The 26,311-nt window shown below is 68.3% G+C and carries 32 protein-coding genes; 14 read left to right on the top strand and 18 right to left on the bottom strand.

What is annotated here, in order from left to right:
• Positions 1-127 precede the first annotated feature (127 nt).
• On the top strand, positions 128-1,456 hold the full coding sequence (locus ACIGKL_RS19500; protein ID WP_397488103.1) for a beta-xylosidase: 1,329 nt from the start codon (positions 128-130) through the stop codon (positions 1,454-1,456).
• Here ACIGKL_RS19500 and zapE read toward each other — a convergent pair.
• The 3 genes from zapE to ACIGKL_RS19485 are packed head-to-tail and all read right to left on the bottom strand — an operon-like array spanning position 1,451 to position 4,037.
• Entirely contained in the window at positions 1,451-2,569 is a 1,119-nt protein-coding gene (gene zapE, locus ACIGKL_RS19495; RefSeq protein WP_397488102.1) for a cell division protein ZapE, read from the bottom strand. The genes ACIGKL_RS19500 and zapE overlap by 6 nt on opposite strands.
• On the bottom strand, positions 2,566-3,450 hold the full coding sequence (locus tag ACIGKL_RS19490) for a carbon-nitrogen hydrolase family protein (protein ID WP_397488101.1): 885 nt from the start codon (positions 3,448-3,450) through the stop codon (positions 2,566-2,568). The genes zapE and ACIGKL_RS19490 overlap by 4 nt, the downstream gene beginning before the upstream one ends.
• Positions 3,447-4,037 (bottom strand): GNAT family N-acetyltransferase, encoded by a 591-nt coding sequence (locus ACIGKL_RS19485; RefSeq protein WP_397488100.1) that lies wholly within the window; start codon positions 4,035-4,037, stop codon positions 3,447-3,449. The genes ACIGKL_RS19490 and ACIGKL_RS19485 overlap by 4 nt, the downstream gene beginning before the upstream one ends.
• A gap of 112 nt (positions 4,038-4,149) precedes the next feature.
• On the opposite strand from ACIGKL_RS19485, the gene ACIGKL_RS19480 reads away from it, so the two are divergent.
• Positions 4,150-4,548, top strand: coding sequence for a nuclear transport factor 2 family protein (locus tag ACIGKL_RS19480; RefSeq protein ID WP_397488099.1), 399 nt, complete (start codon positions 4,150-4,152; stop codon positions 4,546-4,548).
• A 210-nt stretch (positions 4,549-4,758) separates the two neighbouring features.
• Here ACIGKL_RS19480 and ACIGKL_RS19475 read toward each other — a convergent pair whose 3' ends face one another.
• From ACIGKL_RS19475 to ACIGKL_RS19435, 9 genes are all read right to left on the bottom strand, one after another.
• Positions 4,759-5,061, bottom strand: a complete 303-nt coding sequence (locus tag ACIGKL_RS19475) for a ribbon-helix-helix domain-containing protein (protein ID WP_397488098.1) — start codon at positions 5,059-5,061, stop codon at positions 4,759-4,761.
• Positions 5,062-5,144: 83 nt separating this feature from the next.
• Positions 5,145-5,729 carry a DJ-1/PfpI family protein gene (locus tag ACIGKL_RS19470; protein ID WP_397488311.1) on the bottom strand — a complete coding sequence of 195 codons (585 nt, stop codon included), beginning with the start codon at positions 5,727-5,729 and terminating at the stop codon, positions 5,145-5,147.
• A gap of 155 nt (positions 5,730-5,884) precedes the next feature.
• Positions 5,885-6,493, bottom strand: a complete 609-nt coding sequence (locus ACIGKL_RS19465) for a DUF2846 domain-containing protein (protein ID WP_397488097.1) — start codon at positions 6,491-6,493, stop codon at positions 5,885-5,887.
• Between the two features lie 77 nt (positions 6,494-6,570).
• Positions 6,571-7,338: a crotonase/enoyl-CoA hydratase family protein gene (locus ACIGKL_RS19460; RefSeq protein WP_397488096.1), complete on the bottom strand. Its 768-nt coding sequence runs from the start codon at positions 7,336-7,338 to the stop codon at positions 6,571-6,573.
• Positions 7,339-7,435: 97 nt separating this feature from the next.
• Complete coding sequence (locus ACIGKL_RS19455) at positions 7,436-8,347, bottom strand: SDR family oxidoreductase (RefSeq protein ID WP_397488095.1); 912 nt, start codon at positions 8,345-8,347, stop codon at positions 7,436-7,438.
• Between the two features lie 109 nt (positions 8,348-8,456).
• Complete coding sequence (locus ACIGKL_RS19450; RefSeq protein WP_397488094.1) at positions 8,457-8,987, bottom strand: DUF1569 domain-containing protein; 531 nt, start codon at positions 8,985-8,987, stop codon at positions 8,457-8,459.
• Positions 8,966-9,877: an alpha/beta fold hydrolase gene (locus ACIGKL_RS19445; RefSeq protein ID WP_397488093.1), complete on the bottom strand. Its 912-nt coding sequence runs from the start codon at positions 9,875-9,877 to the stop codon at positions 8,966-8,968. The genes ACIGKL_RS19450 and ACIGKL_RS19445 overlap by 22 nt, the downstream gene beginning before the upstream one ends.
• Positions 9,874-10,650: a class II aldolase/adducin family protein gene (locus tag ACIGKL_RS19440; RefSeq protein ID WP_397488092.1), complete on the bottom strand. Its 777-nt coding sequence runs from the start codon at positions 10,648-10,650 to the stop codon at positions 9,874-9,876. Before ACIGKL_RS19440 ends, ACIGKL_RS19445 begins: the two co-directional genes overlap by 4 nt.
• A gap of 103 nt (positions 10,651-10,753) precedes the next feature.
• Entirely contained in the window at positions 10,754-11,203 is a 450-nt protein-coding gene (locus ACIGKL_RS19435; protein ID WP_397488091.1) for a flavodoxin, read from the bottom strand.
• A 103-nt stretch (positions 11,204-11,306) separates the two neighbouring features.
• On the opposite strand from ACIGKL_RS19435, the gene ACIGKL_RS19430 reads away from it, so the two are divergent.
• Positions 11,307-11,744: a PAS domain-containing protein gene (locus ACIGKL_RS19430; protein ID WP_397488090.1), complete on the top strand. Its 438-nt coding sequence runs from the start codon at positions 11,307-11,309 to the stop codon at positions 11,742-11,744.
• 65 nt (positions 11,745-11,809) lie between these two features.
• The gene (locus tag ACIGKL_RS19425; protein WP_397488089.1) at positions 11,810-12,424 is read left to right on the top strand and encodes a PilZ domain-containing protein; all 615 of its coding nucleotides are present in this window, start codon (positions 11,810-11,812) and stop codon (positions 12,422-12,424) included.
• Positions 12,425-12,669: 245 nt separating this feature from the next.
• Here the strand turns inward: ACIGKL_RS19425 and ACIGKL_RS19420 are convergent, their stop codons facing one another.
• On the bottom strand, positions 12,670-13,623 hold the full coding sequence (locus ACIGKL_RS19420; protein WP_397488088.1) for a MerR family transcriptional regulator: 954 nt from the start codon (positions 13,621-13,623) through the stop codon (positions 12,670-12,672).
• A gap of 93 nt (positions 13,624-13,716) precedes the next feature.
• On the opposite strand from ACIGKL_RS19420, the gene ACIGKL_RS19415 reads away from it, so the two are divergent.
• Positions 13,717-14,154, top strand: a complete 438-nt coding sequence (locus tag ACIGKL_RS19415; RefSeq protein ID WP_397488087.1) for a thiol-disulfide oxidoreductase DCC family protein — start codon at positions 13,717-13,719, stop codon at positions 14,152-14,154.
• Between the two features lie 111 nt (positions 14,155-14,265).
• Positions 14,266-14,829: an antibiotic biosynthesis monooxygenase gene (locus tag ACIGKL_RS19410; protein WP_397488086.1), complete on the top strand. Its 564-nt coding sequence runs from the start codon at positions 14,266-14,268 to the stop codon at positions 14,827-14,829.
• Position 14,830: 1 nt separating this feature from the next.
• Here the strand turns inward: ACIGKL_RS19410 and ACIGKL_RS19405 are convergent, their stop codons facing one another.
• Complete coding sequence (locus ACIGKL_RS19405; protein WP_397488085.1) at positions 14,831-15,055, bottom strand: hypothetical protein; 225 nt, start codon at positions 15,053-15,055, stop codon at positions 14,831-14,833.
• A 266-nt stretch (positions 15,056-15,321) separates the two neighbouring features.
• Between ACIGKL_RS19405 and folM the strand changes: the two genes are divergently transcribed.
• The 6 genes from folM (at position 15,322) to ACIGKL_RS19375 (ending at position 18,582) form a co-directional block, all read left to right on the top strand.
• Complete coding sequence (gene folM / locus ACIGKL_RS19400) at positions 15,322-16,032, top strand: dihydromonapterin reductase (RefSeq protein ID WP_397488084.1); 711 nt, start codon at positions 15,322-15,324, stop codon at positions 16,030-16,032.
• 22 nt (positions 16,033-16,054) lie between these two features.
• The gene (gene folE, locus ACIGKL_RS19395) at positions 16,055-16,615 is read left to right on the top strand and encodes a GTP cyclohydrolase I FolE (protein ID WP_397488083.1); all 561 of its coding nucleotides are present in this window, start codon (positions 16,055-16,057) and stop codon (positions 16,613-16,615) included.
• The gene (gene folX / locus ACIGKL_RS19390) at positions 16,615-16,986 is read left to right on the top strand and encodes a dihydroneopterin triphosphate 2'-epimerase (RefSeq protein WP_397488082.1); all 372 of its coding nucleotides are present in this window, start codon (positions 16,615-16,617) and stop codon (positions 16,984-16,986) included. Before folE ends, folX begins: the two co-directional genes overlap by 1 nt.
• A gap of 220 nt (positions 16,987-17,206) precedes the next feature.
• The gene (locus ACIGKL_RS19385; protein ID WP_021444042.1) at positions 17,207-17,500 is read left to right on the top strand and encodes a DUF1244 domain-containing protein; all 294 of its coding nucleotides are present in this window, start codon (positions 17,207-17,209) and stop codon (positions 17,498-17,500) included.
• Entirely contained in the window at positions 17,497-17,838 is a 342-nt protein-coding gene (locus ACIGKL_RS19380; RefSeq protein WP_397488081.1) for a HopJ type III effector protein, read from the top strand. The genes ACIGKL_RS19385 and ACIGKL_RS19380 overlap by 4 nt, the downstream gene beginning before the upstream one ends.
• A gap of 156 nt (positions 17,839-17,994) precedes the next feature.
• Positions 17,995-18,582, top strand: coding sequence for a putative glycolipid-binding domain-containing protein (locus tag ACIGKL_RS19375; RefSeq protein WP_397488080.1), 588 nt, complete (start codon positions 17,995-17,997; stop codon positions 18,580-18,582).
• Between the two features lie 59 nt (positions 18,583-18,641).
• Here the strand turns inward: ACIGKL_RS19375 and ACIGKL_RS19370 are convergent, their stop codons facing one another.
• The 4 genes from ACIGKL_RS19370 to ACIGKL_RS19355 form a co-directional block, all read right to left on the bottom strand.
• Positions 18,642-18,971 (bottom strand): AzlD domain-containing protein, encoded by a 330-nt coding sequence (locus ACIGKL_RS19370; protein WP_397488079.1) that lies wholly within the window; start codon positions 18,969-18,971, stop codon positions 18,642-18,644.
• On the bottom strand, positions 18,971-19,681 hold the full coding sequence (locus ACIGKL_RS19365) for an AzlC family ABC transporter permease (RefSeq protein WP_397488078.1): 711 nt from the start codon (positions 19,679-19,681) through the stop codon (positions 18,971-18,973). Before ACIGKL_RS19365 ends, ACIGKL_RS19370 begins: the two co-directional genes overlap by 1 nt.
• Positions 19,682-19,791: 110 nt before the next feature.
• Positions 19,792-20,628: an AraC family ligand binding domain-containing protein gene (locus ACIGKL_RS19360; protein ID WP_397488077.1), complete on the bottom strand. Its 837-nt coding sequence runs from the start codon at positions 20,626-20,628 to the stop codon at positions 19,792-19,794.
• 3 nt (positions 20,629-20,631) lie between these two features.
• Entirely contained in the window at positions 20,632-21,201 is a 570-nt protein-coding gene (locus ACIGKL_RS19355) for a GNAT family N-acetyltransferase (RefSeq protein ID WP_397488076.1), read from the bottom strand.
• Between the two features lie 202 nt (positions 21,202-21,403).
• On the opposite strand from ACIGKL_RS19355, the gene ACIGKL_RS19350 reads away from it, so the two are divergent.
• Both ACIGKL_RS19350 and ACIGKL_RS19345 read left to right on the top strand, forming a co-directional pair.
• Entirely contained in the window at positions 21,404-24,886 is a 3,483-nt protein-coding gene (locus ACIGKL_RS19350) for a NahK/ErcS family hybrid sensor histidine kinase/response regulator (protein WP_397488075.1), read from the top strand.
• Positions 24,887-25,044: 158 nt separating this feature from the next.
• Positions 25,045-26,298 carry an MgtC/SapB family protein gene (locus ACIGKL_RS19345; protein ID WP_397488074.1) on the top strand — a complete coding sequence of 418 codons (1,254 nt, stop codon included), beginning with the start codon at positions 25,045-25,047 and terminating at the stop codon, positions 26,296-26,298.
• The last annotated feature ends 13 nt before the right edge of the window (positions 26,299-26,311 follow it).

Here is a 26,311-nt window from a genome sequence, read left to right as displayed (position 1 = left end):
CAAAATGCCACTAAACCGTCAGTCGCATTTCTCGCGCCCTTCGTCATCCGCCCCGTTCTAGAGCGGTTCACGCCCGATTCCAAACCCTATGCTGCAACTCCCAGAGTTCCGCAGCAGGGAGAGCGCCATGTCCAGTTTCGTCAGTTTTCTTCGCCGGCCGCTGCTGGCCGGCCTTGCCAGCCTGTTGCTGGCCAGCCAGCTGGCCCAGGCCGCCCCGTCGCACTCGCTGAAAGCGCCGCGGCCGCTGGTCTGGGCAGACTTTCTCGGCCTCAACGCGCAGCTGCACTGGTTCTCGGAAAGCGCCTACCGCCAGCAGATCGCCAAGCTCAAGGCGCTCAACCTGCGCTGGGTGCGCCTCGGCCTGCACTGGATGCTGCTGGAGCCGAGCCCCGGTCAATGGCAGCTGAACGAGCTCGACCGGCTGATCCAGGTGATGCAGGAGGAGCAGCTCAAACCGCTGATGTACCTGGTCGGTTCGCCCGCCTTCGCCAGCTCGGCGCCGGCCGGGGCGAGCAATATCGACCAGTACCCGCCGAGCAACCCGCAGCTGTTCGCCAGCAGCCTGGCCCACCTGGCCGGGCGCTATCCGCAGGTTCAGGCCTGGCAGGTATGGAACGAACAGAACATCCCGCCGTTCTGGCAACCGGCGGAAGACCCGCTGCACTACCGCCAGTTGCTGGAAAGCAGCCTCGATGCCCTCAGCGCGGTGCGCCCGCAGGCCACCCAGGTAATGGGCGGCCATGCCTACTACAGCCAGATGCCGGTACGCGGCGGGCTGATGCTCGAGGCGCTGATGCACCTCGGCAGCCTCAAGCCGAACCGGGTCAGCGCCTATCACCCCTACTCGCAGGAACCGGAGGGCGACGTGCCCGGCGCCGGCGACTTCCTGCTCAACGCCGGCACCCTCAACCAGCATCTGCGCCTGCTCGGCAGCGGGCCGATCTGGGCCACCGAGTTCGGCTGGTCGAGCTACCCCGGACCGGTGGAGCTGCAGCCGATCATCGGCGAGCAGGGCCAGGCCGACTACCTGCTGCGGCGCCTGGCGCTGATGAGCGCGATGGACTTCGACAAGGTGTTCCTCTTCACCCTCAGCGATCTGGACGCCCGCGCCACGCCGCGCGACCGCTTCTACGGCCTGCTGCGCCTGGACGGCAGCGAAAAGCCCGCCTACCAGGCGCTCAAGCGCTTCCTGCAGATCGCCGGCCCGAGCCTGACGCCGCTGACCCCGCCGGCCTTCGCCGACGCCCCGGCGGGCATGCTCAGCATCGCCTGGCAACGCGCCGACGGCCGCTGGCTCTGGCTGTTCTGGGCGCAGGAGGCCGGCACGCTGCGCCTGCAACGCAACGGCAGCGGCACCCTGTACAACCCGCTGCGCGGCACCAGCCAGGCGCTGCGCAGCAGTGGCGGCGGCATCACCATCAATGTCAGCCGAGAACTGCAGATGCTGTTGCTATGAGCGGCCGAAGCGCGCCAGCTGCATCTCGCGCAGGCGGCTCAGGGTGCGGCGGAAGGGAAACTCCAGGTAGCCCTGGGTGTAGAGCTCGCCCAGCGCCACCTCGGCCTCGATATACAGCGGCACGCGGCGGTCGTAGCACTCGTCGACCAGAGCGATGAAGCGGCGTACCGCGTCGTCGTTGCGCGACAGCGCCGGCAGCTGGCGATCCCCGGCGTCGACCCGTTCGGCACCATCCTCGGTGCCACGGGCGATGCGTCCCTCGCACTGCTCGCCGCCCAGGCAAGGCACCTCGCCGAGCAGGATGGCCGGAAAGCGCTCACAGAGTTCGATGAAGTCGGGCGCCGCCAACGGCTGCTGGCACAGATCATTGAAGCGGCACCATAGCGCCGCCGGGCTTTGACCGAGGGCCGAGACGCGGCGATGGGCCAATTCCACTGGTTCACGGCCAATGACCTGCCCCTCGCTCAAACGGGCAAACAGCTCGCCCAAAGCCTGTGGCTGCTGCACCCAATAACGCTGGACCTCGGCGCCGGGGTGCAGGCGATGATCCTGCGCGCCGTCCACCGCCACCACCTGCATATGCGCCTTGAGCGCGGCGATGGCCGGCAGAAAGCGCTCGCGGTTGTAGCCCTCGGCGTAGAGCTGCTGCGGCGGCTGGTTGGAGGTAGCCACCAGCACCACGCCCTGCTCCACCACCAGGCTGAGCAGGCGGCCGAGCAGCATGGCGTCGCCGATATCGCTGACGAACAGCTCGTCGAAGCACAGCACGCGCACCTCGCGCCCCAGTTCCTCGGCCAACAGACGCAGCGGGTCGGGGTTGCCGGTCAGCTGGAACTGGCGGCGATGCACCCACTGCATGAAATGGTGGAAATGCTGACGCCGCGCCGGCACCCGCAGGGTGTTGTAGAAGCTGTCCATCAGCCAGGTCTTGCCGCGCCCGACTGGGCCCCAGAGGTACACGCCGAGCGGACGCTCGCCGCGCTGCACGGCCTCGTGGCAGCGTTGCAGCGCGTCCACCGCATGACGCTGCGCGGCATCGACGACGAAACCGGCAGCCAGCGCCCGCTCATAGGCGGCCTGCGGCGAATCCGGCAGCGCCTGCGGGGCGTTCAACGCAGCACCAGCCGGCCGTCGTCGAACTGCCGCGGCCAGTCGCGGCGGGTGAATACCTGGCCCTGCTCGCGCAGCCGACGCACCGCGTCCAGGTCCAGCTCGGCGATCAGCCAGCGGCTGCGCCGCGGGCACAGCTCGGCGCTCTCGGCGAGCACGCCGCTGGCCGGCATGCCGTAGTCCGACGGCACGTAGAGCGCGGCGCGGCCGATGTTCTCGTCCAGCGCCGGCGACCAGGGCGCCAGGCCGACGGTGGGCGCCTGCAGCACGGCGATCTGGTTCTCCAGGGCGCGGGCCTGGGCACCGATGCGCACGCGGTGAAAGCCGGCCTCGGTGTCGGTGCAACTGGGGGCGAGGATCAGGTCCACCCCGGCCTCGGCCAGGGTGCGCGCCAGCAGCGGGAATTCGTTGTCGTAGCAGATCAGGATGCCCAGCTTGCCCAGCGCCGTGTCGAACACCTTGAGCCCGCTGCCGGCGGCGATGTGCCACTGCTCCAGCTCGAAGCGGGTCATGATCAGCTTGTCCTGGCTGCCCAGGCAGCCGTGCGGGCCGAACAGCCAGGCGCGGTTGCGGTAGCGGCCATCGGCGTCCAACACCGGCAGAGAACCGGGTTGCAGATGGATCTTCAGGCGTCGCGCCAGGGCCTCGCACAGCGCCAGCCAACGCGGCAGCAGCGGCTGGATGCCGGCGATGGAGCCATGCAGGTCGCCGCGCTCGGCTTCGGGCAGCTGACCGCTGAGCACCAGGCCGGCGTATTCCGGCAGCAGCAGCAACTCCGCGCCCTGCCCCGCGGCCTCCTCGCACAGCGCGGTGAGGTGCGCGGCGTAGGTCTCCCAGCTCTGGTGCAGGTCGATATGGTATTGGCAGGCGGCGACCCTGATCATCGAGCGAGCTCCTTCAACCAGAACGACATGGGCTTGGCCGATTCCTCGCGCTCGTCCAGGTCGCGCCAGTGGTATTCGGTGTGCAATTCGGGATGGTGGCGATAGCCGCGCCGCGCCCAGAAGGCGTCCAGCGGCTGGTAGTCGGCGGGCCGCCGCGGGTGCTCGGCCGGACGCTGCACGGCGCAGAAGGCGCACCAGTCGAAACGCCCCAGATGCCGCGCATGGGCCTCACGCTCGGCGAAGAAATGCAGACCCAGGCCGCGGCCGCGCCAGGCCGGCAACAGCACCGACTCGGCCAGATAGAAGACCCGCGTCGGGTCCCAGCCGGCCTCGACGAAGGGCCGCTGGAACTCCTCGGTCTCATCGCTCAGCGGCAGCGCGGTGGAGGCGCCGACCACGCGGCCCTCGTCGCGCACCAGTACGCACAGGCTGCCCGCGCTGCGCACGTAGGTCGCCAGGTACTCGGCCTCGTAGGCGAGACTGCCGTCGTAGAGATAGGGGAACTCGCGAAACACGGCGATGCGCAGGCGCGCCAGGTCGTCGATATGGGGCGCGATCTCGGCACCGCGCAGCAGTCGGATGTCCATGGGGCGTCGCTCGCCAGCAGCAGGGTGACGCCGGCGGCTATGCCGGCGGGAAGCGGCGAACTTATCATGCGCGCCAGCCAACCGCTAAACGGACTACGACAGGAGCGTCCCCATGACCGCCACCGAACTGCTGCAGGCCTACTACGCCGCCTTCAACGCCGGCGATATGCCCGCCTTCCTCGACCTGCTCAGCGAGGACGTGGTGCACGACATCAACCAGGGCGAGCGCCAGGTCGGCAAGGCCGCCTTCGCCGCCTTTATGGACAAGATGAACCGCTGCTACCGCGAGCGCCTGGAAGACATCGTGCTGATGCAGAACGAAGGCGGCGACCGCGCCGCCGCCGAATTCGTAGTGCATGGCCAGTACCTGGCCGACGACGAGGGCCTGCCGCCCGCCAATGGCCAGACCTACGTGCTGCCGGCCGGCGCCTTCTTCGAGATCAAGGCAGGCAAGGTGGCGCGCATCAGCAACTACTACAACCTGGGCGACTGGGTGGCCCAGGTCTGCTGACAAGCAATAGGCACCGACCAATCGACACCATAGCCACAATCGAATTCATCAATATCTAGCAACGCCCGATCATGCCTCCCTGTCAGCCATATCGCTCAGGGAGCCTCGCCATGACCATGCTCAAACGCCTCTTCCAGCACGTCCGCCCGAGCCCGAAGCCGGCGGCGCCGGCCGTGCCGGAGCATCCGAACTTCTGGATGTACCCGTGATTCAACCGGCGCCGCCGACCACCCGCAGCGGCACCGCGCGCCCGGCCTTCTGCGCCAGGTAGCGGGTGCAGCTGACGCGCAGGAAGGAGGCGAAGTTGACCACCTCGCCGCGAAAGTCCATGACCTCGTCGTAGAGCTTGGCGATCAGCTGGTTGGTGGTCATGCCGTCGACTTCGGCGATCTCGCGCAGGATGTCCCAGAACTGGTTCTCCAGGCGCAAGGTGGTCACCACCCCGTGAATGCGCAGCGAACGCGAGCGCGATTCGTAGAGAATCGGATCGGCCTTTACATAGAGTTCGCACATCGGCTCTATCTCCTGTAGCCCGGATGCAATCCGGGGAATTGCGGCAATGATGCGCCGCGGATGGCGTCCGGGCTACGGCTGGACTACAGACGGATCTCGGTGCCGAGCAGCTTGAGAAAGCCCGCCAGCCAGGCCGGATGCGCGGGCCAGGCCGGCGCGGTGGCCAGGTTGCCCTGCACGTGGGCCTGATCCACCGGGATCTCCACGTAGCGGCCGCCGGCCAGCGTCACCTCCGGCGCGCAGGCCGGGTAGGCGCTGCATTCGCGGCCCTCCAGCACGCCGGCGGCGGCCAGCAGCTGGGCGCCGTGGCAGACTGCGGCGATCGGCTTGGCGGCCTTGGCGAAGGCTTGCACCAGCGCCACCACCTCGGCATTCAGGCGCAGGTACTCCGGGGCGCGGCCGCCGGGAATCAGCAGCGCGTCGTACTCCTCGGCCTTGACCTTGGCGAAGTCGAAGTTGAGGGCGAAGTTGTGCCCCGGCTTCTCGCTGTAGGTCTGGTCGCCCTCGAAATCGTGGATGGCGGTGCGCACGGTCTGCCCGGCGACCTTGTCCGGACACACCGCATGCACGCTGTGACCGACCATCTGCAGGGCCTGGAAGGGCACCATGGTTTCGTAATCTTCGGCGTAGTCGCCGACCAGCATCAGAATCTTCTTGGCAGCCATGATCGTCTCCTGAGGGTGGATGCAACGGGGCCATTATTCGCCCCTACTTGCTCCGACAGGTAACAGCCCGGTACTACTCCCGTGCGCCCGTGCAGGCCGATGGTCGTTGCCGCGGGCTGGTGCGCGGCGCACCCTACGTCACCGCCGCACAACCGCCATCAGATGCCGATCTTGTCCAGCGCCTGGCCGACCGAGCGCCAGAAGCCACGCTGCGGGCGCTCCACCTCTTCATGCAGGGCGGCGATGCGGGCCGGCGGCTGCACCAGGCGGGTGGCGCCCAGTTCGCGCTCGGCCAGTTCGGCCGACACCAGCTGCAGCGGGCCATCGCCGCCACCGTCCAGGGCGCCGCTGTGCGGCGGCGGGCCGTCCTCGTCGTAACGCAGGTAGTAGGTAGCCCCCACGGCGGCGTCCAGGCTGAAGCTGGCGATCAGGGTGAAGTCCAGCGGCCCGTCGGCCAGCAGGGTCCAGAAGCTGCCGGCCAGCGGCCGGCGCATTTCCAGCCGATGGTTGGCCGCCTCGAACTCCAGCACCAGGTAACCGTTGCTCGGCAGGCTGCCGATCAGCTGGTTGTCGAGAAACAGTCCCGGCGCCTCCAGCTCCTGATCGGCCCAGTCGTTGCGCGGCCGGTAGAGGTAGACCAGGGCGTGGTTCTCGTCGCTCAGCGCGTGGGGGACGAAGGCTTCGCCGTCCAGATCGCCGAAGAAGGCGCCGGGGGTCGAGCAACCGACCAGCAGGACGGCGAGCAAGGACAGCAGCAAACGACGCATCGAGCATTCCTTGTGGGGGCATGCACGCAGCTTAGCCGGCCCGTGCACGGGCAACACCCGACAAAAGTGCGGCCCGTTCAGAAGGCGCCGTGGCGCCCCTTGCCGTCGCGAAAGCGCCGCGCGCCCTCCGCCGTCTCGCCGCTGGCCACCACCGCCAGGCCGCCGCGGAATTCGCCGGCCAGCGCCTGGCTCAGCGGCAGGTCCCACTGCGCATAGACACTGGCGCGGTCGGCCAGCAGGCAGCGCTGGGGGAAGGCGGCGAGCTGCGCCGCCAACTGCTGCGCCGCCGCCAGCGCCTGCCCGGGGGCCACCACCCGATTGATCAGGCCCATCTGCAGCGCTTCGTCCGCCGCCACCGGGCGGCCAGTCAGGATCAGGTCCAGCGCCCGCCCCTGGCCGACGATACGCGGCAGGCGCACCGTGCCGCCGTCGATCAGCGGCACGCCGAAACGCCGGCAGAACACCCCGAGCAACGCATCCTGCGCCATCACCCGCAGGTCGGCGAGCAGCGCCAGCTCCAGGCCGCCGGCCACGGCATGGCCCTCGATGGCGGCGATCAGCGGTTTGCCGAGCGACATGCGACTCGGCCCCATGGGCGCATCGCCCTGCTCGTCCAGGCGATTGGCGCGCTCGCCGCCCTCGGCCACCGCCGCCAGGTCGGCGCCGGCGCAAAAGGTGCCGCCGCGGCCGGTCAGCACCGCCACGCACGCTTCATCGTCCGCCTCGAAGGCGCGCAGGGCCGCGGCCAACGCCTCGGCCGTGGGCCGGTCGACGGCGTTGCGCACCTGCGGCCGGTCGATGCTCAGGGTGGTCACCGCGCCGTTCTTCTCGACTATCACCGCCATCAAGCTGCACTCCGCTGGCTGAACGAAAAAAGGCCGGCATCGCTGCCGGCCTTCGAGCCTAATCCGCCTGCGCGGGCGCGTCAGCCCGGCTGGCCGATCAGAGGGCGTACTTGTGCAGATTCGCCATCATTTCCCGGAGCGCCTCGACGTTGTCGGCCGGGTGCGCGGCGCCCTCGAAGTCGCAGATGCGCTGCCACTGCGCCGCCACGTCGTCCGGGCTGAAACCGGCCCTGGGGTCGAAGCCGGCGCCCAGGCTGCGCTCCCAGCGCACCTTGCCGACCCAGCCGCCGCCGACCTCGAACAGGCCGCCGGTGTCCTGGCAGCTCTGGCTGCCCAGGTAGACCACCAGCGGGCTGACCAGCTCGGGTTTGAGCTGCTCGAACACCTGCGGCGGGATCAGCCCCTCGGTCATGCGGGTGGCGCCGGTGGGGGCGATCGCGTTGACCAGGATGTTGTTCTTGCGCCCCTCGATGGCCAGGGTGCGGGTCAGGCCGTAGAGGCCGAGCTTGGCCATGCCGTAGTTGCTCTGGCCGAAGTTGCCGTAGATGCCGGAAGTGGACGAGGTGAAGATCACCCGCCCGTAGTTCTGCTCGCGCAGGTGCGGCCAAGCGGCGTGGGTGGTCTTGTAGGCGCCTTCGACGTGGACCTTGTAGACCAGCTCCCAGTCGGCGTCTTCCATCTTGTGGAAGCTCTTGTCGCGCAGGATGCCGGCGTTGTTGACCAGCACGTCGACGCGGCCGAAGTGATCCAGCGCGGTCTGCACGATCTTGTCGCCGTCGGTCACCGAGTCGTGGTTGGCCACGGCATCGCCGCCGAAGGCACGAATTTCTTCCACCACCTTGTCCGCCGCCGAGGCATTGGCGCCCTCGCCGTGGGTGCTGCCGCCGAGGTCGTTGACCACCACCTTGGCGCCATGGCGGGCGAACAGCAGCGCGTGGGCGCGGCCCAGACCGCCGCCGGCGCCGGTGACGATGACGACCTGATCCTCGAAACGAACCGCTTCACTCATGGCATTAACTCCTCGGCAGTGGGCAATGGCCACGAGTGTCACGCAGCCCCGCCGCAGTCACAACGAACCGGCCTGACGCTGAATGGTGCGCGATAAGGCGACGGGATGGTCAGGCCGGACGGATCAGGCGCAGGTGGTCGTACAGGTGCAGCACATGGGTCTGGGCGTACTCGGCGTGGCTCAGCGCGCCGTAGGCGAAATGCGGCTGCAGAGCGCCGGTGTGCGCGGCGAAGCGCGCGAAGGCGGCCTGCAAACGCTGCAGGGCGGCCGCCTGGCTGGCCGGCTCGTGCAACGGCGCGGCGCCGGGAATCGCCTCGCTCAGCGGATGGCGCATGCCGCCGCGGGCGCTGAACAGGGCGAAGGCGGTCGGGCCGAGGCTGTGGCGAAACCAGGCAGGTTTGAGCTGTGGAAAGCCGTCCAGGGAATACTCGACGCTCTGCGCGCAGTGGTTGAATACCTCGCTCGGGCTCCAGCCCTGCAGGCTGACCAGTGGCCGGCCGGCCAACTCGGCCAGCAGGCGCTGCGCCGCCGCCAGCTCGACGGCAGCCGGCGCCGGGCCACCGGGCAGCGCCCAGAAACCGGCGCCGAGCGCCGCCACGCCGCCGACGGCGGCACCTTTCAACAGAGTGCGGCGCTGCATGTTGCGGCCTCCAGCCGTTGACGAAACTCAAGGTAATGGGCGAGCACCAGCTCCGGTGCCTCGGTCTGCGGATAGTGACCGATGCCGTCGAGCAGCACCGTGTCGGGCTTCTCGATCAGCTCGCGGTAGCGCGCCACCATATGCGCGCCGGAAATCGGATCGAGCGCGCCGTCGATCACCCGCAGCGGCAGCTTGGTGGCCTGCATGGCCGCCACCCAACGCTCGCGCTGTTCGCGGCGCTCGGGCATATAGCGGATCAGCCGGTGCATCACCGCCGGCCCGTCGTTATGCGCGATCAGCGCCCAGAAGGCGTCCAGCTCGGCCTCGCTGGGCTGAGTCCGGGGGCCGAACACCCTGGCAAAGTTCTGCGCCAGTTTCTTGCGGCTAAACAGCCGGCCGATCAGCGGGCCGATGGGGCTGAGCAACAGCTTCTGCACCAGCACCGGATGGTGGGTCTCGGGAAACAGCCCGCCGTTGAGGAACACGCAGCTGGCCAACTGGATGCGCCCCTCCTGGTGCCGCGCCAGCAGCTCCTGGGCCACGCTGTCGCCGTAGTCGTGGGCCAGCAGATGCACCGCTTCCCGTACATCCAGGTGCGCCAGCAGCGCCTGCTGCAGGTCGGCCTGTTCCAGCAGGCTATAGGCGTGGCCACGCGGCTTGGCCGAGTAGCCGAAGCCGAGCATGTCGCAGGCCACGACGCGGTAACGCTGCGCCAGCGGCTGCCACAGGTAATGCCAGTCCCAGCTGGCGGTGGGAAAACCGTGGATCAGCAGCAGCGGCTCGGCATCCGCTTCGCCCGCCGTCCAGTAGCGGATGGCCTGGCCGTTGCAATTGAACTCGCGCCCCTGCGCCCGCCACTCGGCCAGGGCGATGCCGGGCAGCGCCGTCACTGCGCGTAGCCCGGGTTGCAGCGGTCGAGCTTGCGCAGCAGCGCCGGCCAGGGCAGCGCGCCGCCCATGCCCTGCGGGCTCTTCATCACCCCGGCGAGCATCGCCTGGGCGCCGTCGAGAATCTGCTGCGGGATATGGATCAGCTCGCCACCGCCACTCTGCGCCATGATCTGGATCTCGCAGGCGCGCTGCAGGGTGAACATGCCAAGGAAGGCGTCGGCGATGCTGCCGAAGGCGGTGAGCAGGCCGTGGTTGGGCAGGATCATGAAGTTCTTCTCGCCCAGGTCGGCCTGCAGCCGCGCCTTCTCGTCATGGTTCAGCGCCACGCCCTCGTAGCCGTGGTAGGCCAGGCTGGAAAGGACGAACAGCGACTGCTGCGACAACGGCAACAGGCCCTGCTGCTGCGCCGACACGGCGATGCCGGCCGGGGTGTGGATATGCAGCACGCAGCCGACGTCGTGGCGCACCTCGTGCACGGCGCTGTGGATGGTGTAGCCGGCCGGGTTGATGTCGAAGGGGCTGTCCATCAGCTTGTTGCCGGCCAGGTCGACCTTGACCAGGCTGGAGGCGCTGATCTCGTCGAACATCAGGCCGTAGGGGTTGATCAGGAAGTCCTCGGTGCCCGGCACCTTGGCCGAGATATGGGTGAAGATCAGGTCGTCCCAGCCGTACAGGGCGATCAGTCGGTAGCAGGCGGCGAGGTCGACGCGGGTCTGCCATTCGGCGGCGGAGACCTGATTCTTCACGTCGGGCAGATTCAGCGGAGCGTTCACGGCGGTCACCTCGATTGTGGTTCGGCGGTGTCCGCAGTCTAGCCGCGCGTGGGCCGCGCGATAGTTGCCCTGGCAGCCATATCGCTGGCCCTGCGGGTCAGGCTCAGTCCGTGAGCGCGGCGACGAAGGCCTGCAACCAGGGCTCGGCGTCGCGTTCCGGGGTGACCGTCTCGCTAGCGTCCAGGCGCAGCATCGCCACCACTTCGCGCAGGCCCAGCTCGGCGTACAGCTCGCGCACCAGCTCGCCGCCACCGCAGAAGCTGTCGTAGCTGGAATCGCCCAGCGCCAGCACCGCGCCGGGCAGCCCCTGCCAGGCCGGCAGGCGGTCGCGGATGGCGCCGTACAGCGGCAGCAGGTTGTCCGGCAGCTCGCCCATGCCGGTGGTGGAGGTCACGGTGAGAAAGGCCTCGGGGGCGAAGGCCAGCAGCTCCTCCAGGCTCAGGTTCGGCTTGTGCCAGGCCTCCAGCCCGGCGGCCTGGAGCAGGCGCTCGGCGTGGCGGGCAACTTCTTCGGCGGTGCCGTAGACCGACCCCGAGAGGATGGCGACTTTCATGACAACTCCTGAAACAGTGGCAAAGGCGGCGCATTATGCCGCAAGTGGACAGCCCGACCCGATGTTTTAGAATGCAGCGCACATACCCTGCGGAACCGCGCCCATGATCAACGCCAAACTGCTGCAACTGGTAATCGACGCCTCCAACGACGGCATCGTGGTGGCCGAGCAGGAGGGTGACGACAACATCCTGATCTACGCCAACCCGGCCTTCGAGCGCCTCACCGGCTATGCCAGCGAAGACATCCTCTATCAGGATTGCCGTTTCCTGCAGGGCGACGACCGCAACCAGCCCGGCCTGGAGGCCATCCGCCAGGCGGTCAAGACGCAGCAGCCGTGCCGACAGATCATCCGCAACTACCGCAAGGACGGCAGCGCCTTCTGGAACGAGCTGTCGATTACCCCGGTGTTCAACGAAGGCGACCAGCTGACCTACTATATAGGTATCCAGAAGGACGTCACCGAGCAGGTCGAGGCCCAGCAGCGCGTCAAAGCGCTGGAGGCGGAGCTGGCCGAACTCAGGGCACGCCTGGATAACTGACGAACGCACACAACTCTCGCTGCGGGACGCGGTCTGAAGGTGCTGGACTCTAGGTAGTATCCGCCATGCAAAGCGACCCGCTGCTGACCCAAGCCGAGTTGGACTTCATCCAGCAACTCAGCTCGCCACCACCCCGCAAACGCCGCCCCAGCGAAGCGCAAACGCGGCGCCTGGCCATCGGCGCTCAGTTGCGCGAACTGCTCAACCAGCTGAGCAGCGACGAGCAGCTCAGCCTGGATACCCACAGCGACAATCAGCACCTGAGTTTCCCCTTGCGCCTGATCCAGGACGGCCAGAGCAGTTCGCGCCTGGAGCTGGAGGCGCCGCTGATCTTCGAGCAAGGCGTCAGCGAACGTCCCTGGCGCCTGCCCCTCGCCGCCCCGCTGCCCCTGCTGGACCGACACGAACGCCCCAGCGGCCTACAGGTGGTGGAGCTGTCGAACAACGGCATGCTGGTGCAGCACAGCAATCCCGGCAACCCGGCCAAGGATCAGCTGCTGCAGCTGCTGTTGCCGCAACAGCGCCGCGTGCAGTTGCGCGCCCGCCTGGTACGGCGCATCGGCAAGGCCCGCTACGCCTACAGCCTGCAAACCCTGCACGACGAAGACGAGCAGACGCTGCGCCAATACCTCTTCGAACAGCACAGCGGCCGCCAACACCGGAGCGATCCGCTCGCCTGAGCGCCGCCGCGAAATAAAAAATCCGATAGCCGAAGGGGGGATCGGAGAGGGCTGGCTATCGGATTGCGCAGTCGGTCGAGCATCTGCCGTGCAGCCTCAGCGGCCGCGAGTCGCGACGGCAAGCCCTACACATGGCCACAATGTAAAATTCTTGTACAACTAATTTTCGTCAGCGACAAGGCTTTTTCGCGCGCCCACGCGCCCGGCTCCCGGCAAACGGGCTAAGCGGCACGCGTAGGCGGGAATCAGGTATCGAGGTGACCGGCGAGAAACTGCTGCAGGCGTCGCTGCATCAGCCGCCCCTCGCTGCCCAGGCAGGCAATCGGCGAGCCGGCCAGGCTCTCCTCGGCCAGGTCGGCACTGTCGCCGGCCAGCAACAGCGGGCAGTCCAGCGCCAGCGCCAGGCGCGACAGCTGCCGCGGCAGCTCGTCGCTGGGCGGCTGGTTGCTGAACAGCACCAGCGCCTGCGGCTGCATCTTCTCGCATACCAGCGGCAGCTCGGCCAACGGCTGGCCGACGCCGAGCACGCTGACACCGATATCGAGGCTGCCCAGCAGCAGCGCGGCGACCAGCAGCTCCAGCTCGCGACAGTGGCCCGGCAAGGCGGCGAGCAGCACCCGCTCCTCGACGCTGCCGCGGCCCAGCTGCAGGCGCTGCAGGCAACGCCCGCGCAGGAAGCTGTCGAGCAGCAGCCACTCGCTGCACTGGCCGAACTCGTCCTGGCGCAGCAGCAGGGTCTGCCATACCGGCATGAGGATGTCCTGGAACACCACCGGCAGCGGATAGGAGGAGAAGATCTGGCCGTACAGACGCTCCAGGCGCAGCTCGTCGAAGTCGCCGAGGGCGCGACGGATCTGCCCCTGCCATTCGCTCCATTCGCCGGCGCTGACCTCCTCGTAGGCCGGCGTCGCCGCGCTGCGGGCGCCGGCGCTCTTGGCCAGGATCTTGCCGACCTTGCTCACCGCCACGCCACGCTCGATCCAGGCCAGGATGCTGCGCACCGCCTCGATGTCGGCCTGCGAATAGAGGCGATGGCCGCTGTCGGTGCGGGTCGGCTGGATCAATCCGTAGCGTCGTTCCCAGGCCCGCAGGGTGACCGGGTTGACGCCGGTCAGGCGTGAGACTTCGCGGATCGGGAACAACTCTTCCTGTTTCAGGGCGCTGGACGCGAGCAGAGGGGCACCGGCGAGTTCAGGCATGGCTTCGGGCATCGCGGCAAGAAAGGTGCCGGCATTGTAACCCAGGCCCCGACGCGCTTACATTGTACAAAACCTGTACAAGGCGTCTCTCCCATGCACGATCCCGCCTGGCCACTGACCCTCTACTACGACGGTGCCTGCCCGCTCTGCGCCCGCGAGATCGCCCTGCTGCGCCGCCATGCCGCCCGCCAACGGCTGCAGTTGGTGGATATCGCCGCCGCGGACTTCGACCCGCAGCCGCTGGGCCTGGCGCTGTCGACCCTGCAGGCCCGCCTGCATGCACGCTGGGCCGACGGCCGCTGGCTGCTCGGGCTCGATGCCAGCCTGGCCAGCTGGCAGGCGGCCGGCCTTGGCGCCTGGGTCGCGCCGCTAGGCTGGCGGGCGCTGCGCCCGCCGCTGGAGTGGGGCTATCGGCTGTTCTGCCGCCTGCGCCCGCACCTGGCACGGCTGCCGCACCCCGATGGGGCGCGGCGCTGCCGGCAGAACGCGGCCTGCACGCCGCCACGCCCGCCAGCGCAAGGCGCTGGCTAATTGGCGCAAAAACGGAATAATCCTTGCTGCATGTTTACCCGGCGCATCACCCCGCGCCGCGTACGCCCCAGGCCACACCCCGGCCACGGGCCAGCTTCGAGGAGATACACCATGTCCCCGGTTACCCTGATGGTGGCGCGCCGCGTCGCCAACGGCCGCTATCACGACTTCATCGCCTGGCTGCGCGACGGCGAACACCTGGCCACCGACTTCCCCGGCTACCTCGGCTCCGGCGTGCTGGCGCCACCGTCCGGCGACGACGAATTCCAGATCGTCTTTCGTTTCAGCGACGAGCAGACCATGGCCTCCTGGGAGCATTCCGCCTCGCGCCAGGCCTGGCTGCAGCGCGGCAGCGGGCTGTTCGCCCAGCCCCAGGAAAAACGCGCCGTCGGCCTCGACGCCTGGTTCGGCAGCGTGCACCGCCAGCCGCCGCGCTGGAAGCAGAGCATCGCCATCTGGCTGGCGTTCTTCCCGGTCTCGCTGGCCTTCAACCTGTTGTTCGGCCCGGCGCTGGGCGACCTCTCGCTGGTCGTCCGGGTGCTGCTCAGCACCTTGGCCCTGACCCCGCTGATGACCTACCTGTTCATCCCCCTGGCTACCCGCCTGCTGGCGCCCTGGCTGCTGGCCGACAGCGGGCGCCTGGACGGACGCCAGGGCCTGCCCGGCAAGCCCTGATTCAGAGCGGCAGGCGCAACCTGGCGTGGCCCTGGGGCAACGCCGGTCGAGCGGTGATTTCGTCGTGCGCCTCGCTCTGCAGCAGGTACAGAGCATCCACCCCGCACTGGCGCAGACGCCGCTTCAGCGGCGCCAGCGCGCGGTAACCCGCCGCGCGCAGCACCAGCACCTCGAGGCGCAGCACGTTCCCCGCGCGCCAGGCCGCACGCAACTCGCGCCAGCTCATCCACACCTCACACCTATACAGAGACAAGCTTTTTGTACATGAAAAGAGAAAATTTTCTACAGGCCAGAGAAAATTAAAAACCCTTTAAGCTCAATGAAATAGCGAAAACAAGCGCTTTTCCTGAAAAACCACAGGTGCAGCATGGTTGTACAAGTTGCCGAGCTGGTATAGCTTTATCCCAGGTTCGGCCGGTGCCGTCTCTCCTACTGGTCAGGTAACCCGAGGTGGTGCCGCTGAACCCTCCCTTTTTTCCGCCTGGGCCTGAGATGAGCGCTGCCAGCCTACCCATCCTGATCACCGGCGCCAGCCAGCGCGTCGGCCTGTACTGCGCCGAACGCCTGCTCGACGCCGGCCAGCCGCTGATCCTCAGCTACCGCCAGGAGCGCGAGAGCGTGCAGCGCCTGCGCCAGCGCGGCGCCCTGTGCCTGCAGGCGGACTTTCGCGACGAGACCAGCATCCTCGCCTTCATCGAGCAGCTCAAGGAGCATACCGACGGCCTGCGCGCCATCGTCCACAATGCCTCGGACTGGCTCGGCGAGACGCCGGGCGACGAGGCGGCGGCCTTTCAGCAGCTGTTCGCCGTGCACATGCTCGCGCCCTACCTGATCAACCTGCACTGCGCCGAGCTGCTGCGCCGCGCCAGCCCGGCCGACATCGTCCATGTCAGCGACGACGTGACGCGCAAGGGCAGTGCCAAGCGTCCCGCCTACTGCGCCAGCAAGGCCGGCCTGGAAAGCCTGACGCTGTCGTTCGCCGCACGCTTCGCGCCGCACATCAAGGTCAATGGCATCGCCCCGGCGCTGCTGATGTTCAACCAGGACGACGACGCCGAGTACCGCCAGCAGACCCTGGCCAAGTCGGCGCTGGGCATCGAACCCGGCCCCGAGGCCTTCTACCTGAGCCTGCGCTACCTGCTGGACAACCCCTACCTAACCGGCACCACCCTGCCCCTCAACGGCGGCCGCCACCTCAAGTGAGGCGGCGCCAAGGACAACTGCCATGCACCCACATCTGCCCCAGCACTACCGCGAGATCCTCATCGGCCTGGGCGAGAATCCCGAGCGCGAGGGCCTGCTCGACACCCCCAAGCGCGCGGCCAAGGCCATGCAGTACCTCTGCCACGGCTACCAGCAGTCGCTGGAAGAGATAGTCAACGGCGCGCTGTTCGCCTCGGACAACGACGAGATGGTGATCGTCAAGGACATCGAGCTGTACTCGCTGTGCGAACACCACCTGCTGCCCTTCATCGGCAAGGCGCACGTCGCCTACATCCCCACCGGCAAGGTGCTGGGCCTGTCCAAGGTGGCGCGCATCGTCGACATGTTCGCCCGCCGCCTGCAGATCCAGGAGAACCTGACCAAGCAGATCGCCGATGCGATCCAGAGCGTGACCAACGCCGCCGGCGTCGCCGTGGTGATCGAGGCCAAGCACATGTGCATGATGATGCGCGGGGTGGAGAAGCAGAACTCGGTGATGAGCAGTTCGGTGATGCTTGGCGCCTTCCGCGAGTCCTGCAACACTCGCCATGAATTTTTGCAACTGATCGGACGGAGCAAGTAATGCCGCGACTGGAACCCGGAATGGCGCGCATCCGCGTCAAGGACCTGCGCCTGCGCACCTACATCGGCATCAAGGAAGAGGAGATCAACAACAAGCAGGACGTACTGATCAACCTGACCATCCTCTATCCGGCGGTCGACGCCGTGCAGGTCAACGACATCGACCACGCGCTGAACTACCGCACCATCACCAAGGCGATCATCGCCCACGTCGAGGGTAACCGCTTCGCCCTGCTCGAACGCCTGACCCAGGAAATCCTCGATCTGGTCATGGCCCACCCGGCCGTGCGCTACGCCGAGGTGGAAGTGGACAAGCCGCACGCCCTGCGTTTCGCCGAGTCGGTGTCGATTACCCTGGCCGGCCACCGCTAAGAGCCTGTCCACGATCTGCTGCGCGTCGGCCCTGCTGCGTTAAAAACAGGCTCGGACTGCTCATTTACAGCTCGTAAACTCCGCGTCCTCGCCTGTTTTCGCCTTGCATGGCTCTAGCTCGCGAGATCGTGCACAGACTCTCCCGGGCGCCGCGCTCGGCTTGCCGGCCCCGCGAGGGGCTCTTATCATCGCCGCCACCGCCCGCCCCGGAGAGCCCGAGATGACCGAGCAAGAACGCCTCGAACTGGAAGCCGCCGCCTTCCGCAGCCTGGTGCAGCACCTGCGCACCCGCCCCGACGTGCAGAACATCGAGCTGATGAACCTGGCCGGCTTCTGCCGCAACTGCCTGTCCAAGTGGTACAAGGCCGCCGCCGACGACCTCGGCGTCGAGCTGAGCCCCGACCAGGCCCGCGAAGCGGTGTACGGCATGCCCTATGCCGAGTGGAAGGCCAAGTACCAGAAGGACGCCACACCCGAACAGCAGGCCGCCTTCGACAAGGGGAACAAGGCATGAGCGCCCTCGCCGACTTCCGCCGCCGCCTGCAGCAGGACGACTTCGCCTTCGCCGAGACCCTGGCCTTCGTCGCCGCGCATTACCACTACCAGCCCAGCGCCTTTCGCAACGGCGGCGTGGACAACGCCGCCGGGCAGAACGAAGGCTCGTGCAAGACCCTCGGCCTGGCCCTGCTCGAAGGCTTCGACCTGGATGAAACCCTGCGCTGCTTCGGCGAGCACTATCGCAGCGTGCTGGCCACCCCGGACGGCAGCGACCACGGCAATATCCGCGCGCTGATGACCCAGGGCCTGGATGGCGTGCAGTTCGAGCAGGCGCCGCTGCGCCGCCAGGGCTGAACCGATCGCGCAACTATTTGCGCAACTGTCGGCAAAAGCTGACAGACATCACAAAGCCAAGCGCTTATCCTGCGCGCCATGAGAGTCGCCAGGGAAGGGGCTCGGCGCGATCCGCGCGGCACTTCCCGTGGTGCGTACACGGCATGGAGTCGCCCGATGCAGCAAACCCTGGTATGGAAACCCTGGAGCAACCCCGGCGTCGAGACCCTGCGCCTGAGTCAGGACGAGGCCGGCATCCACGCCAGCAGCCACCTGATGCAGAGCCTCAGGGGCGACAGCATAGTCGCCAGCTACCTGCTCGACTGCGCCCCGCGCTGGCGCTTTCGCCGCCTCTGGCTCAAGGTGGACAACCACGGCCCGCGCAAGCTCTGCCTGCAACGCGACATCCGCGGCAACTGGCTGCACAACGGCGAGCCGCGCCCCGATCTGCAGGGCTGCCAGCACGTCATGCTGTCCGCCTCGCCCTTCACCCACACCCCGCTGCTGCAACGCTGCGCCCTGGAAACCGGGCAGAGCGACGAGGTCCAGGTGGCCTACGTCGACCTACTCAGCTTGCGCATCGAGCCGCGCCGCCAGCACTACCAGTGCCTGCAACGCCGCCCGGGGAAAAACCTCTACCGCAGCCAGGCCGAGGGCAAGCCGAGCTGCGAGCTGACGGTGGACGACCAGGCCCTGCTGCTCAAGGCCAGCGAGCAGTACCTGCGCATGAGCCAGCGCGGGCTGAAGATCAGCACCCTGGTATAGGGTGCGCCGTGCGCACCACCGGTAACCAATTGCGATGCCGAAGCGGAATCAGCGCAGCATTAGATCGGCAACTGACCGAACGCCCAGCGCAGCAGGAAGAACACCAGCAAACCGCCGCCGATGGTGGCCAGCAGATGGCGGGTGCAGGCGGCGATGGCGATGGTCGCCAGGCCGGCGAGCAGGTAGGAATTGTCCCATGCCAGCGCCCAATGCGTGCCGTCCGGCAGCAGCATGCCGGGCACCACGATGGCGCTCAGCACCGCGGTCGGCACGTAGTGCAGCCCCTGGCGCACCAGCGGCGGGAAACGCAGGTCGGGAAAGGCGAACAGGCTGTAGCGGGTGGCGAAGGTGATCGCCAGCATGCCCAGGATCAGCAACCAGATATCCATCACACCAACTCCTCCTGCAGCTGCGGTTCACGCCGCTCCAGCCATACGCCGACCACTATGCCGCTGGCTGCCGCGGCCATCAGTCCGAGCTTGTAGGGCAGTGCGTGGCAGGCCAGCGCCACCGCCGCGGCCACCAGTGCCGCCGCCACCTGCGGCTGGCTCCTGAGCATCGGCACGACGATGCCGATAAAGGTCGCCAGCATGGCGAAGTCCAGCCCCCAGTCGCCGATATTCGGCACCGCCTGGCCGAACAGCACGCCGATCAGGGTGCACAGCAGCCAGTTGCCGTACATCGCCAGCGCCGCGCCGAGAAAGTACCAGTGCCGATGCGCCGCGCTGTCGCCACGGGCGTAGCGCTGCAGCACCACCGCATAGGCCTCGTCGGTCAGCCAGAAGGCCAACGGCATGCGCCAGCGCTTGGGCAGGTGGCGCACGTAGGGCTGCAGGCTGGCGCTGTACAGGGCATGGCGCAGGTTGACCACCAGGGTGGTGAGCAGCACCACCGCCGCGCCGGCGCCGCCGGCCAGCAGGCTGACGGCGATGAACTGCGCCGAGCCGGCGAACACCAGCGCCGACATGCCCAGGGTCTGCCAGGGGCTGAGCCCGGCGGCGCCGGCCAGGCTGCCGAAGATGATGCCGAAGGGCATGGCGCCGAGCAGCATCGGCAGCATGTCGCGGGCGCCCTGGGTGAATTCGAGATGACGGGACATGGAACCTCCTTGGGCCGCTCAGTCTAGCCGGCGGTCCGGGGAGGATTCTTGAACGATCTTGCGCAGGTCGGCTGCCCCGTGCGCAGCGAGTCTGGGCCGATCTCGCGGATTTACTGGCGACAGGCCCGGCGATATTCCCCCGGCCCCACGCCGTAGGCCTGCTTGAACTGCCGGCTCAAGTGGCTCTGGTCGGCGAAGCCCAGCTGCGCGGCGACCCCAGCCGCGCTGCAGCCGCCCTTGAGCAGGGCACGCGCCTGCTCCAGGCGGCGCTGCTTGAGCCAGGCGTGCGGCGGCAGGCCGGTAGCACGGCGAAACACCCGGGCAAAATGAAAGGGCGACAGGTTGACCGCGGCCGCCAGTTCCTCCAGCGACGGCGGCTCGCTCAGCTGGCTGGCCAGCAGCTCCTTGGCCAGCGCCACCGCCCGCGGCTCCTGGCCGACGGCGCACGGCGCGGGCAGGCGCGCGTAACGCCGCAGCAGTTCGAGCATCGCTTCGCGCCACAGGGTCTGGCGCTGCAGGGCATCGGCCTGCGGCTCTTCCAGCAGGCGGTGCAAGGCGCTCAGCCGTGCCGCCAGCGCCGGGTCATGATGCACCGTATCCTGGAACATCGGCGGCGCGGACGCCGGCAGCTCGAGCTCGGCCAATAGCGCCTCGAAGGTGCCGGGCGGCGGATAGAACACCCGGTATTGCCAGCCCTGCTCGATGCCCTTGGAGCCGGTGTGCACCTCGTCCGGATTGAGCAGGGCGATGCTGCCGGCCCCGGCCAGGTGCTCGACGCCGCGGTAGCGATAGCGCTCGGCGCCGGCCTCGAGCACGGCGATCACGTGGCCGTCGTGCACATGCGGGGCGAAACGGTGGTCGATGAAGCGCGCGGACAGCAGCTCCAGCCCGTGCAGATCGTCGCTGGCGCTGAACCGTGCGCGTTCGCCTCCCGCCAATGGCTGCATGGCTCAGGCGCCGAAGCGCGTCTCCAGGTTCTGGCGCACCTGCGGCCACTCCTGATCGGTGATGCTATACAGCACAGTATCGTCGAGACGGCCGTCGGCCAGACGTCGGTGGTTGCGCAGCAGGCCCTCGCGCACAGCACCGAGCTTCTCGATGGCGCGCTGCGAACGCAGGTTGCTGGCGGCGGTCTTCAGTTGCACGCGGACCATGCCCCAGTTGTCGAAGGCATGCTTGAGCATCAGGTACTTGATGCTGGCATTGAGGCCGCTGCCGTGCTGGCCGCGGTCGAGCCAGGTCCAGCCGATCTCGCAGGCCGGCAGGTTATTCATGAAGTCGCCGAAGCGGGTGGTGCCGACCAACTGCTCGCCGAGGCGGACGACGAACGGCAGCGCGCGCTGCTCGCGCAGATCGCTCAGGGCACTGCGGTACCAGTCCAGGCGCTGGGTGCCGCTCATATACAGCAACTCGTCACGGTTGGCCTCGGCCAGCGCCACCAGCGCCGGGATATCGGCGTCGGCCAGCGGCTCCAGACGCAGGGCACCGCGTTGCAGAGTCACCAGTTGCGGCTTGAACATGGGGTCCCTCCTCGGACAGCCTCGCCAGCCAGTCACGCTATCAGGCGCGCGCCTGCGGCACAATCGACCCCTGTCGCAGAGGTCAAGGCGGCGCCGTGCGACCTTGGTCGCAACTGACGCGCGCGGGCTTTGGTGCAACACTGCTGCTTATCGCCGCCGGCTGTCGCCGGCGCCTGGTTTTCTCCTGCGTTCCGGAGTCCGCATGTCGCTGTCCCCCGGGTTGATCGCCGCGGTCGCCCTGCTCTACATGGCCATCCTCTTCGCCATCGCCTTCTATGGCGACCGGCGCAGCACGCCCATGCCGCCGAAGGTGCGCGCCTGGGTCTACTCGCTGTCGCTGGCGGTGTACTGCACCAGCTGGACCTTCTTCGGCGCGGTCGGCCAGGCCGCCGAGCAGTTGTGGTCGTTCCTGCCGATCTACCTGGGGCCGATCATCCTGCTGCTGAGCATGCCCTGGGTGCTGCAGAAGATGGTGATGATCAGCAAGCAGGAGAACATCACCTCGATCGCCGACTTCATTGCCGCGCGCTACGGCAAGTCGCAATCGCTGGCCATAGTCGTGGCGCTGATCTGCCTGGTCGGCGTGCTGCCCTATATCGCCCTGCAGCTCAAGGGCATCGTCCTCGGCGTCAACCTGCTGATCGGCGAACACGCCCTGGACACCGGCACCAGCGCGCAGGACACCGCGCTGATCGTGTCGCTGGTGCTGGCGCTGTTCACCATCCTGTTCGGCACGCGCAACCTCGACGTCACCGAGCACCACCGCGGCATGGTGCTGGCGATAGCCTTCGAGTCGCTGGTCAAGCTGCTGGCCTTTCTCGCCGTCGGCGCCTTCGTCACCTTCGGCCTGTACAACGGTTTCAACGACCTGCTCGATCAGGCGCACAACACCGCCGAGCTGGACGCCTTCTGGAACGAGGCGGTGAACTGGCCGGCGATGCTGGTGCAGACCGGCATGGCGATGATCGCCATCGTCTGCCTGCCGCGGCAGTTCCACGTCACCGTGGTGGAGAACATCGAACCCAAGGACCTGCGCCTGGCGCGCTGGGTGTTCCCCGCCTACCTGGTGCTGGCCGCGCTGTTCGTGGTGCCCATCGCCCTGGCCGGGCAGATGCTGTTGCCGGCCGGCATCACCCCGGACTCCTTCGTCATCAGCCTGCCGCTGGCCGAGGCCCATCCGGCCCTGGCGGTGCTGGCCTTTATCGGCGGCGCCAGCGCCGCCACCGGCATGGTCATCGTCGCCTCGGTGGCGCTGTCGACCATGATCTCCAACGACATGCTGCTGCCCTGGCTGCTGCGTCGACAGAACACCGAGCGACCGTTCGAGGCCTTCCGCCACTGGATGCTCACCGCGCGCCGGGTGAGCATCGTGCTGATCCTGCTGCTGGCCTACGTCTGCTACCGCCTGCTCGGCGAGGGCGCCAGCCTGGCCACCATCGGCCAGGTGTCGTTCGCCGCCATCGGCCAGTTGGCGCCGGCCATGTTCGGCGCCCTGGTGTGGAAACAGGCCAATCGCCGCGGCGTGTTCGCCGGGCTGATCTTCGGCGCCCTGCTGTGGTTCTACACCCTGGTGTTGCCGCTGGTAGCGCGTGGCATGGGCTGGTCGCTGGCGGGCTTCCCCGGGCTCACCACCCTGCTCTACGCACCCATCGGCCTGCAGGTCGACCCGCTGACCCGCGGCGTGGTGCTGTCGCTGGCCGGCAACCTGCTGCTGTTCGCCTGGGTCTCCTGGTTCTCCCGCACGCGGGTGTCGGAACACTGGCAGGCCGGGCGCTTCATCGGCCACGACCTGGGCACCAAGCCCAGCGGCCGCAGCCTGCTGGCGGTGCAGGTGGAAGACCTGCTGCTGCTGGCCAGCCGCTTCGTCGGCGAGGAGCGCGCGCGGCAGAGCTTCATCCGTTTCGCCCAGCGCCAGGGCAAGCCCTTCGAGCCCAACCAACCGGCCAACAGCGAATGGATCGCCCATACCGAACGCCTGCTGGCCGGCGTGCTCGGCGCCTCGTCGACCCGTGCGGTGGTCAAGGCGGCCATCGAAGGCCGCGAGATGCAGGTCGAGGACGTGGTGCGCATCGTCGACGAGGCCTCCGAAGTGCTGCAGTTCAACCGCGCGCTGCTGCAGGGGGCGATCGAGAACATCACCCAGGGCATCAGCGTGGTCGACCAGAACCTGCGCCTGGTGGCCTGGAACCACCGCTACCTGGAGCTGTTCGACTACCCCGAGGGGCTGATCTACGTCGGCCGGCCGATCGCCGAGATCATCCGCTTCAATGCCGAACGCGGCATGCTCGGCGGCGGCGACGTCGAGGAGAACGTGGCCAAGCGCCTGTACTGGATGCGCCAGGGCACCGCGCACAGCTACGAACGGGTATTCCCCAACGGCCGGGTGATAGAGCTGATCGGCAATCCCATGCCCGGCGGCGGCTTCGTCATGAGCTTCACCGACATCACCGAGTTCCGCGAGGCCGAGCGGGCGCTCAAGGAGGCCAACGAGAGCCTGGAGCGACGAGTCGCCGAGCGCACCCAGGAGCTGTCGCAGCTGAACCAGGCGCTGACCGAGGCCAAGGCCCATGCCGAAGCGGCCAACCAGTCGAAGACGCGCTTTCTCGCCGCGGTCAGCCACGACCTGATGCAGCCGCTCAACGCCGCGCGGCTGTTCTCCGCGGCGCTGGCCCACCAGGACGAGGCGCTGCCGCACGAGGCCCAGGAGCTGGTGCGCCACCTGGACAGCTCGTTGCGCTCGGCCGAGGACCTGATCACCGACCTGCTCGACATCTCGCGCCTGGAGAACGGCCGCATCGCCCCGGACCGCCATCCCTTCGCCCTGGCCAGCCTGTTCGACACCCTCGGCGCCGAGTTCGGCGTGCTGGCCGCCGAGCAGGGCATCGACCTGCGCGTGCGCGGTAGCAAGCAGTGGATCGACAGCGACAGCAAGCTGCTGCGGCGCATCCTGCAGAACTTCCTGACCAACGCCTTCCGCTACGCCAAAGGCCGCGTGGTGCTCGGCGTGCGCCGAGAGGGCACGCATCTGCGCCTGGAGGTGTGGGACCGCGGCGCCGGCATCCCCGAGGACAAGCGCAAGGTGATCTTCGAGGAGTTCAAGCGCCTGGACAGCCACCAGACCCGCGCCGAGAAGGGCCTGGGCTTGGGTCTGGCGATCGCCGACGGCCTGTGCCGGGTGCTCGACCACCGCCTGGAGGTGCGTTCCTGGCCGGGCAAGGGCAGCGTGTTCAGCGTCAGCGTGCCGCTGGCGCGCAAGCCGCAGGCCAAGCCCAAGGCGGCGGTCGCCGGCGAGGTCAACGGCCAGCCGCTGCAAGGCACCCAGGTGCTGTGCATCGACAACGAGGACAGCATCCTCACCGGCATGCACAGCCTGCTGTCACGCTGGGGCTGCCAGGTGTGGACGGCGCGCAACCGCCTGGAATGCGAGCATCTGCTCAGCGAGGAGGTGCGCCCGCAGCTGGCGCTGATCGACTACCACCTCGACGAGGGCGAGACCGGCACCGAGCTGATGGCCTGGCTGCGCACCCGCCTGGGCGAGCCGGTGCCCGGCGTGGTGATCAGCGCCGACGGCCGCCCTGAGCTGGTGGCTGAGGTGCATGCCGCCGGCCTCGACTACCTGCCCAAGCCGGTCAAGCCGGCCGCCCTGCGCGCCCTGCTTAGCCGTCATCTGAGCCTGCGCGGGTAGCGCGTGGCCGTAGGGTGGACAACGCGCAGCTTGTCCACCACCGACACAGTGTCGGTGGAAAAGGCTTCGCCGTTTTCCACCCTACGGACTGACCTGCCGCAATACCCGGCGGCGACGGCCGGCTAGACTGCCAGCATTGCCCCGCCCAAGGACGCGCCATGCCCGACGAGCTGCACACTCTGCTGAATTTCGCCAGCGCCCTGGCCGCCGGCCTGCTGATCGGTGCCGAGCGCGGCTGGCAGGAACGCCATGGCGACGACACGCACCTGGCCGCGGGCATCCGCACCTACGGCCTGGTCGGCCTGCTCGGCGGTTTCGCCCTGCTGCTCGGCGAACGCTTCGGGGTCGTCGCCTGGGCGGCGATCTTCCTCGGCTTCGCCGCCCTGGTGCTGGTCGCCTACGCCGGCGATCTGCTGCAACTGGGCGACCGCGGCCTGACCAGCGAGATGGCGCTGCTGATCACCTTCCTCCTCGGCAGCCTGGCCGTCGCCGACCAGGCGCCGCTGGCCGCCGCCGGCGCGGTGGCGGTGGCCTTGCTGCTGGGGCTGAAACAGGCCCTGCATGGCGCCTTGCGCCGCCTCAGCGAGGGCGAAGTGCTCGGCGCGCTGAAGCTGCTGTTCATCTCCCTGGTGCTGCTGCCGGCGCTGCCGAACCAGGGCTACGGCCCCTGGCAGGCGTTCAACCCCTACGTGATCTGGTGGATGGTGGTGCTGATCGCCGCCATCGGCTTCGCCGCCTACGTGGCGATCCGCCTGGTCGGCACCCGCCACGGCCTGCTGATCACCGCCCTGCTCGGCGGCATCGTCTCGTCCACGGCGATGACCGTCACCCTCGCCCGCCTGCACGGCGAACGCCGCCTGCAGGCGCTGCTGGCCTGCGGCCTGCTGGCCACCTCGGCGCTGATGTTCCCGCGGGTGCTGCTGGAGGTCGGGCTGATCAATCCGGCGCTGCTGGCGCAGCTGTTCTGGCCGCTGACCGCCGCCGCGCTGGTCTACAGCGGCGGCGCCCTGGCCTTCTACCGCCTGGCCGGACGCGAGTCGGACGAAAGCGGCGAGCCGCCCTTGAAGAATCCCTTCGAGCTGGGCCCGGCGCTGCGCTTCGCCGCCCTGCTGCTGCTGATCCTGTTCCTGGTGGAGGGCGCGCGGCGCTGGCTGGGCGATGCCGGGGTGTACCTGGTGGCGCTGGTCTCGGGCCTGGCCGACGTCGACGCCATCACCCTGTCGCTGGCGCGCAGCGCGCAGCTGGACCTCGACCCGCAGGTGGCGGTGCACGGCATCTTCCTCGCCGCGCTGAGCAACAGCCTGGTCAAGGCCGGCCTGATCGCCCTGATCGGCGGCCGCCAGCTGGCGCTGCGCACGGCGCCGGTAATGCTCGGCGGTCTGCTGGCAGGGGCGGCGCTGCTGCTCGGGTAGAGACCAGTTCGGC

Source organism: Pseudomonas sp. NPDC077186, from assembly GCF_044543505.1.
In the GTDB taxonomy this organism is placed as follows: domain Bacteria; phylum Pseudomonadota; class Gammaproteobacteria; order Pseudomonadales; family Pseudomonadaceae; genus Aquipseudomonas.
The sequence above is the reverse complement of the archived record's forward strand: the minus strand, read 5'-3'. Positions and strand labels throughout refer to the sequence as shown.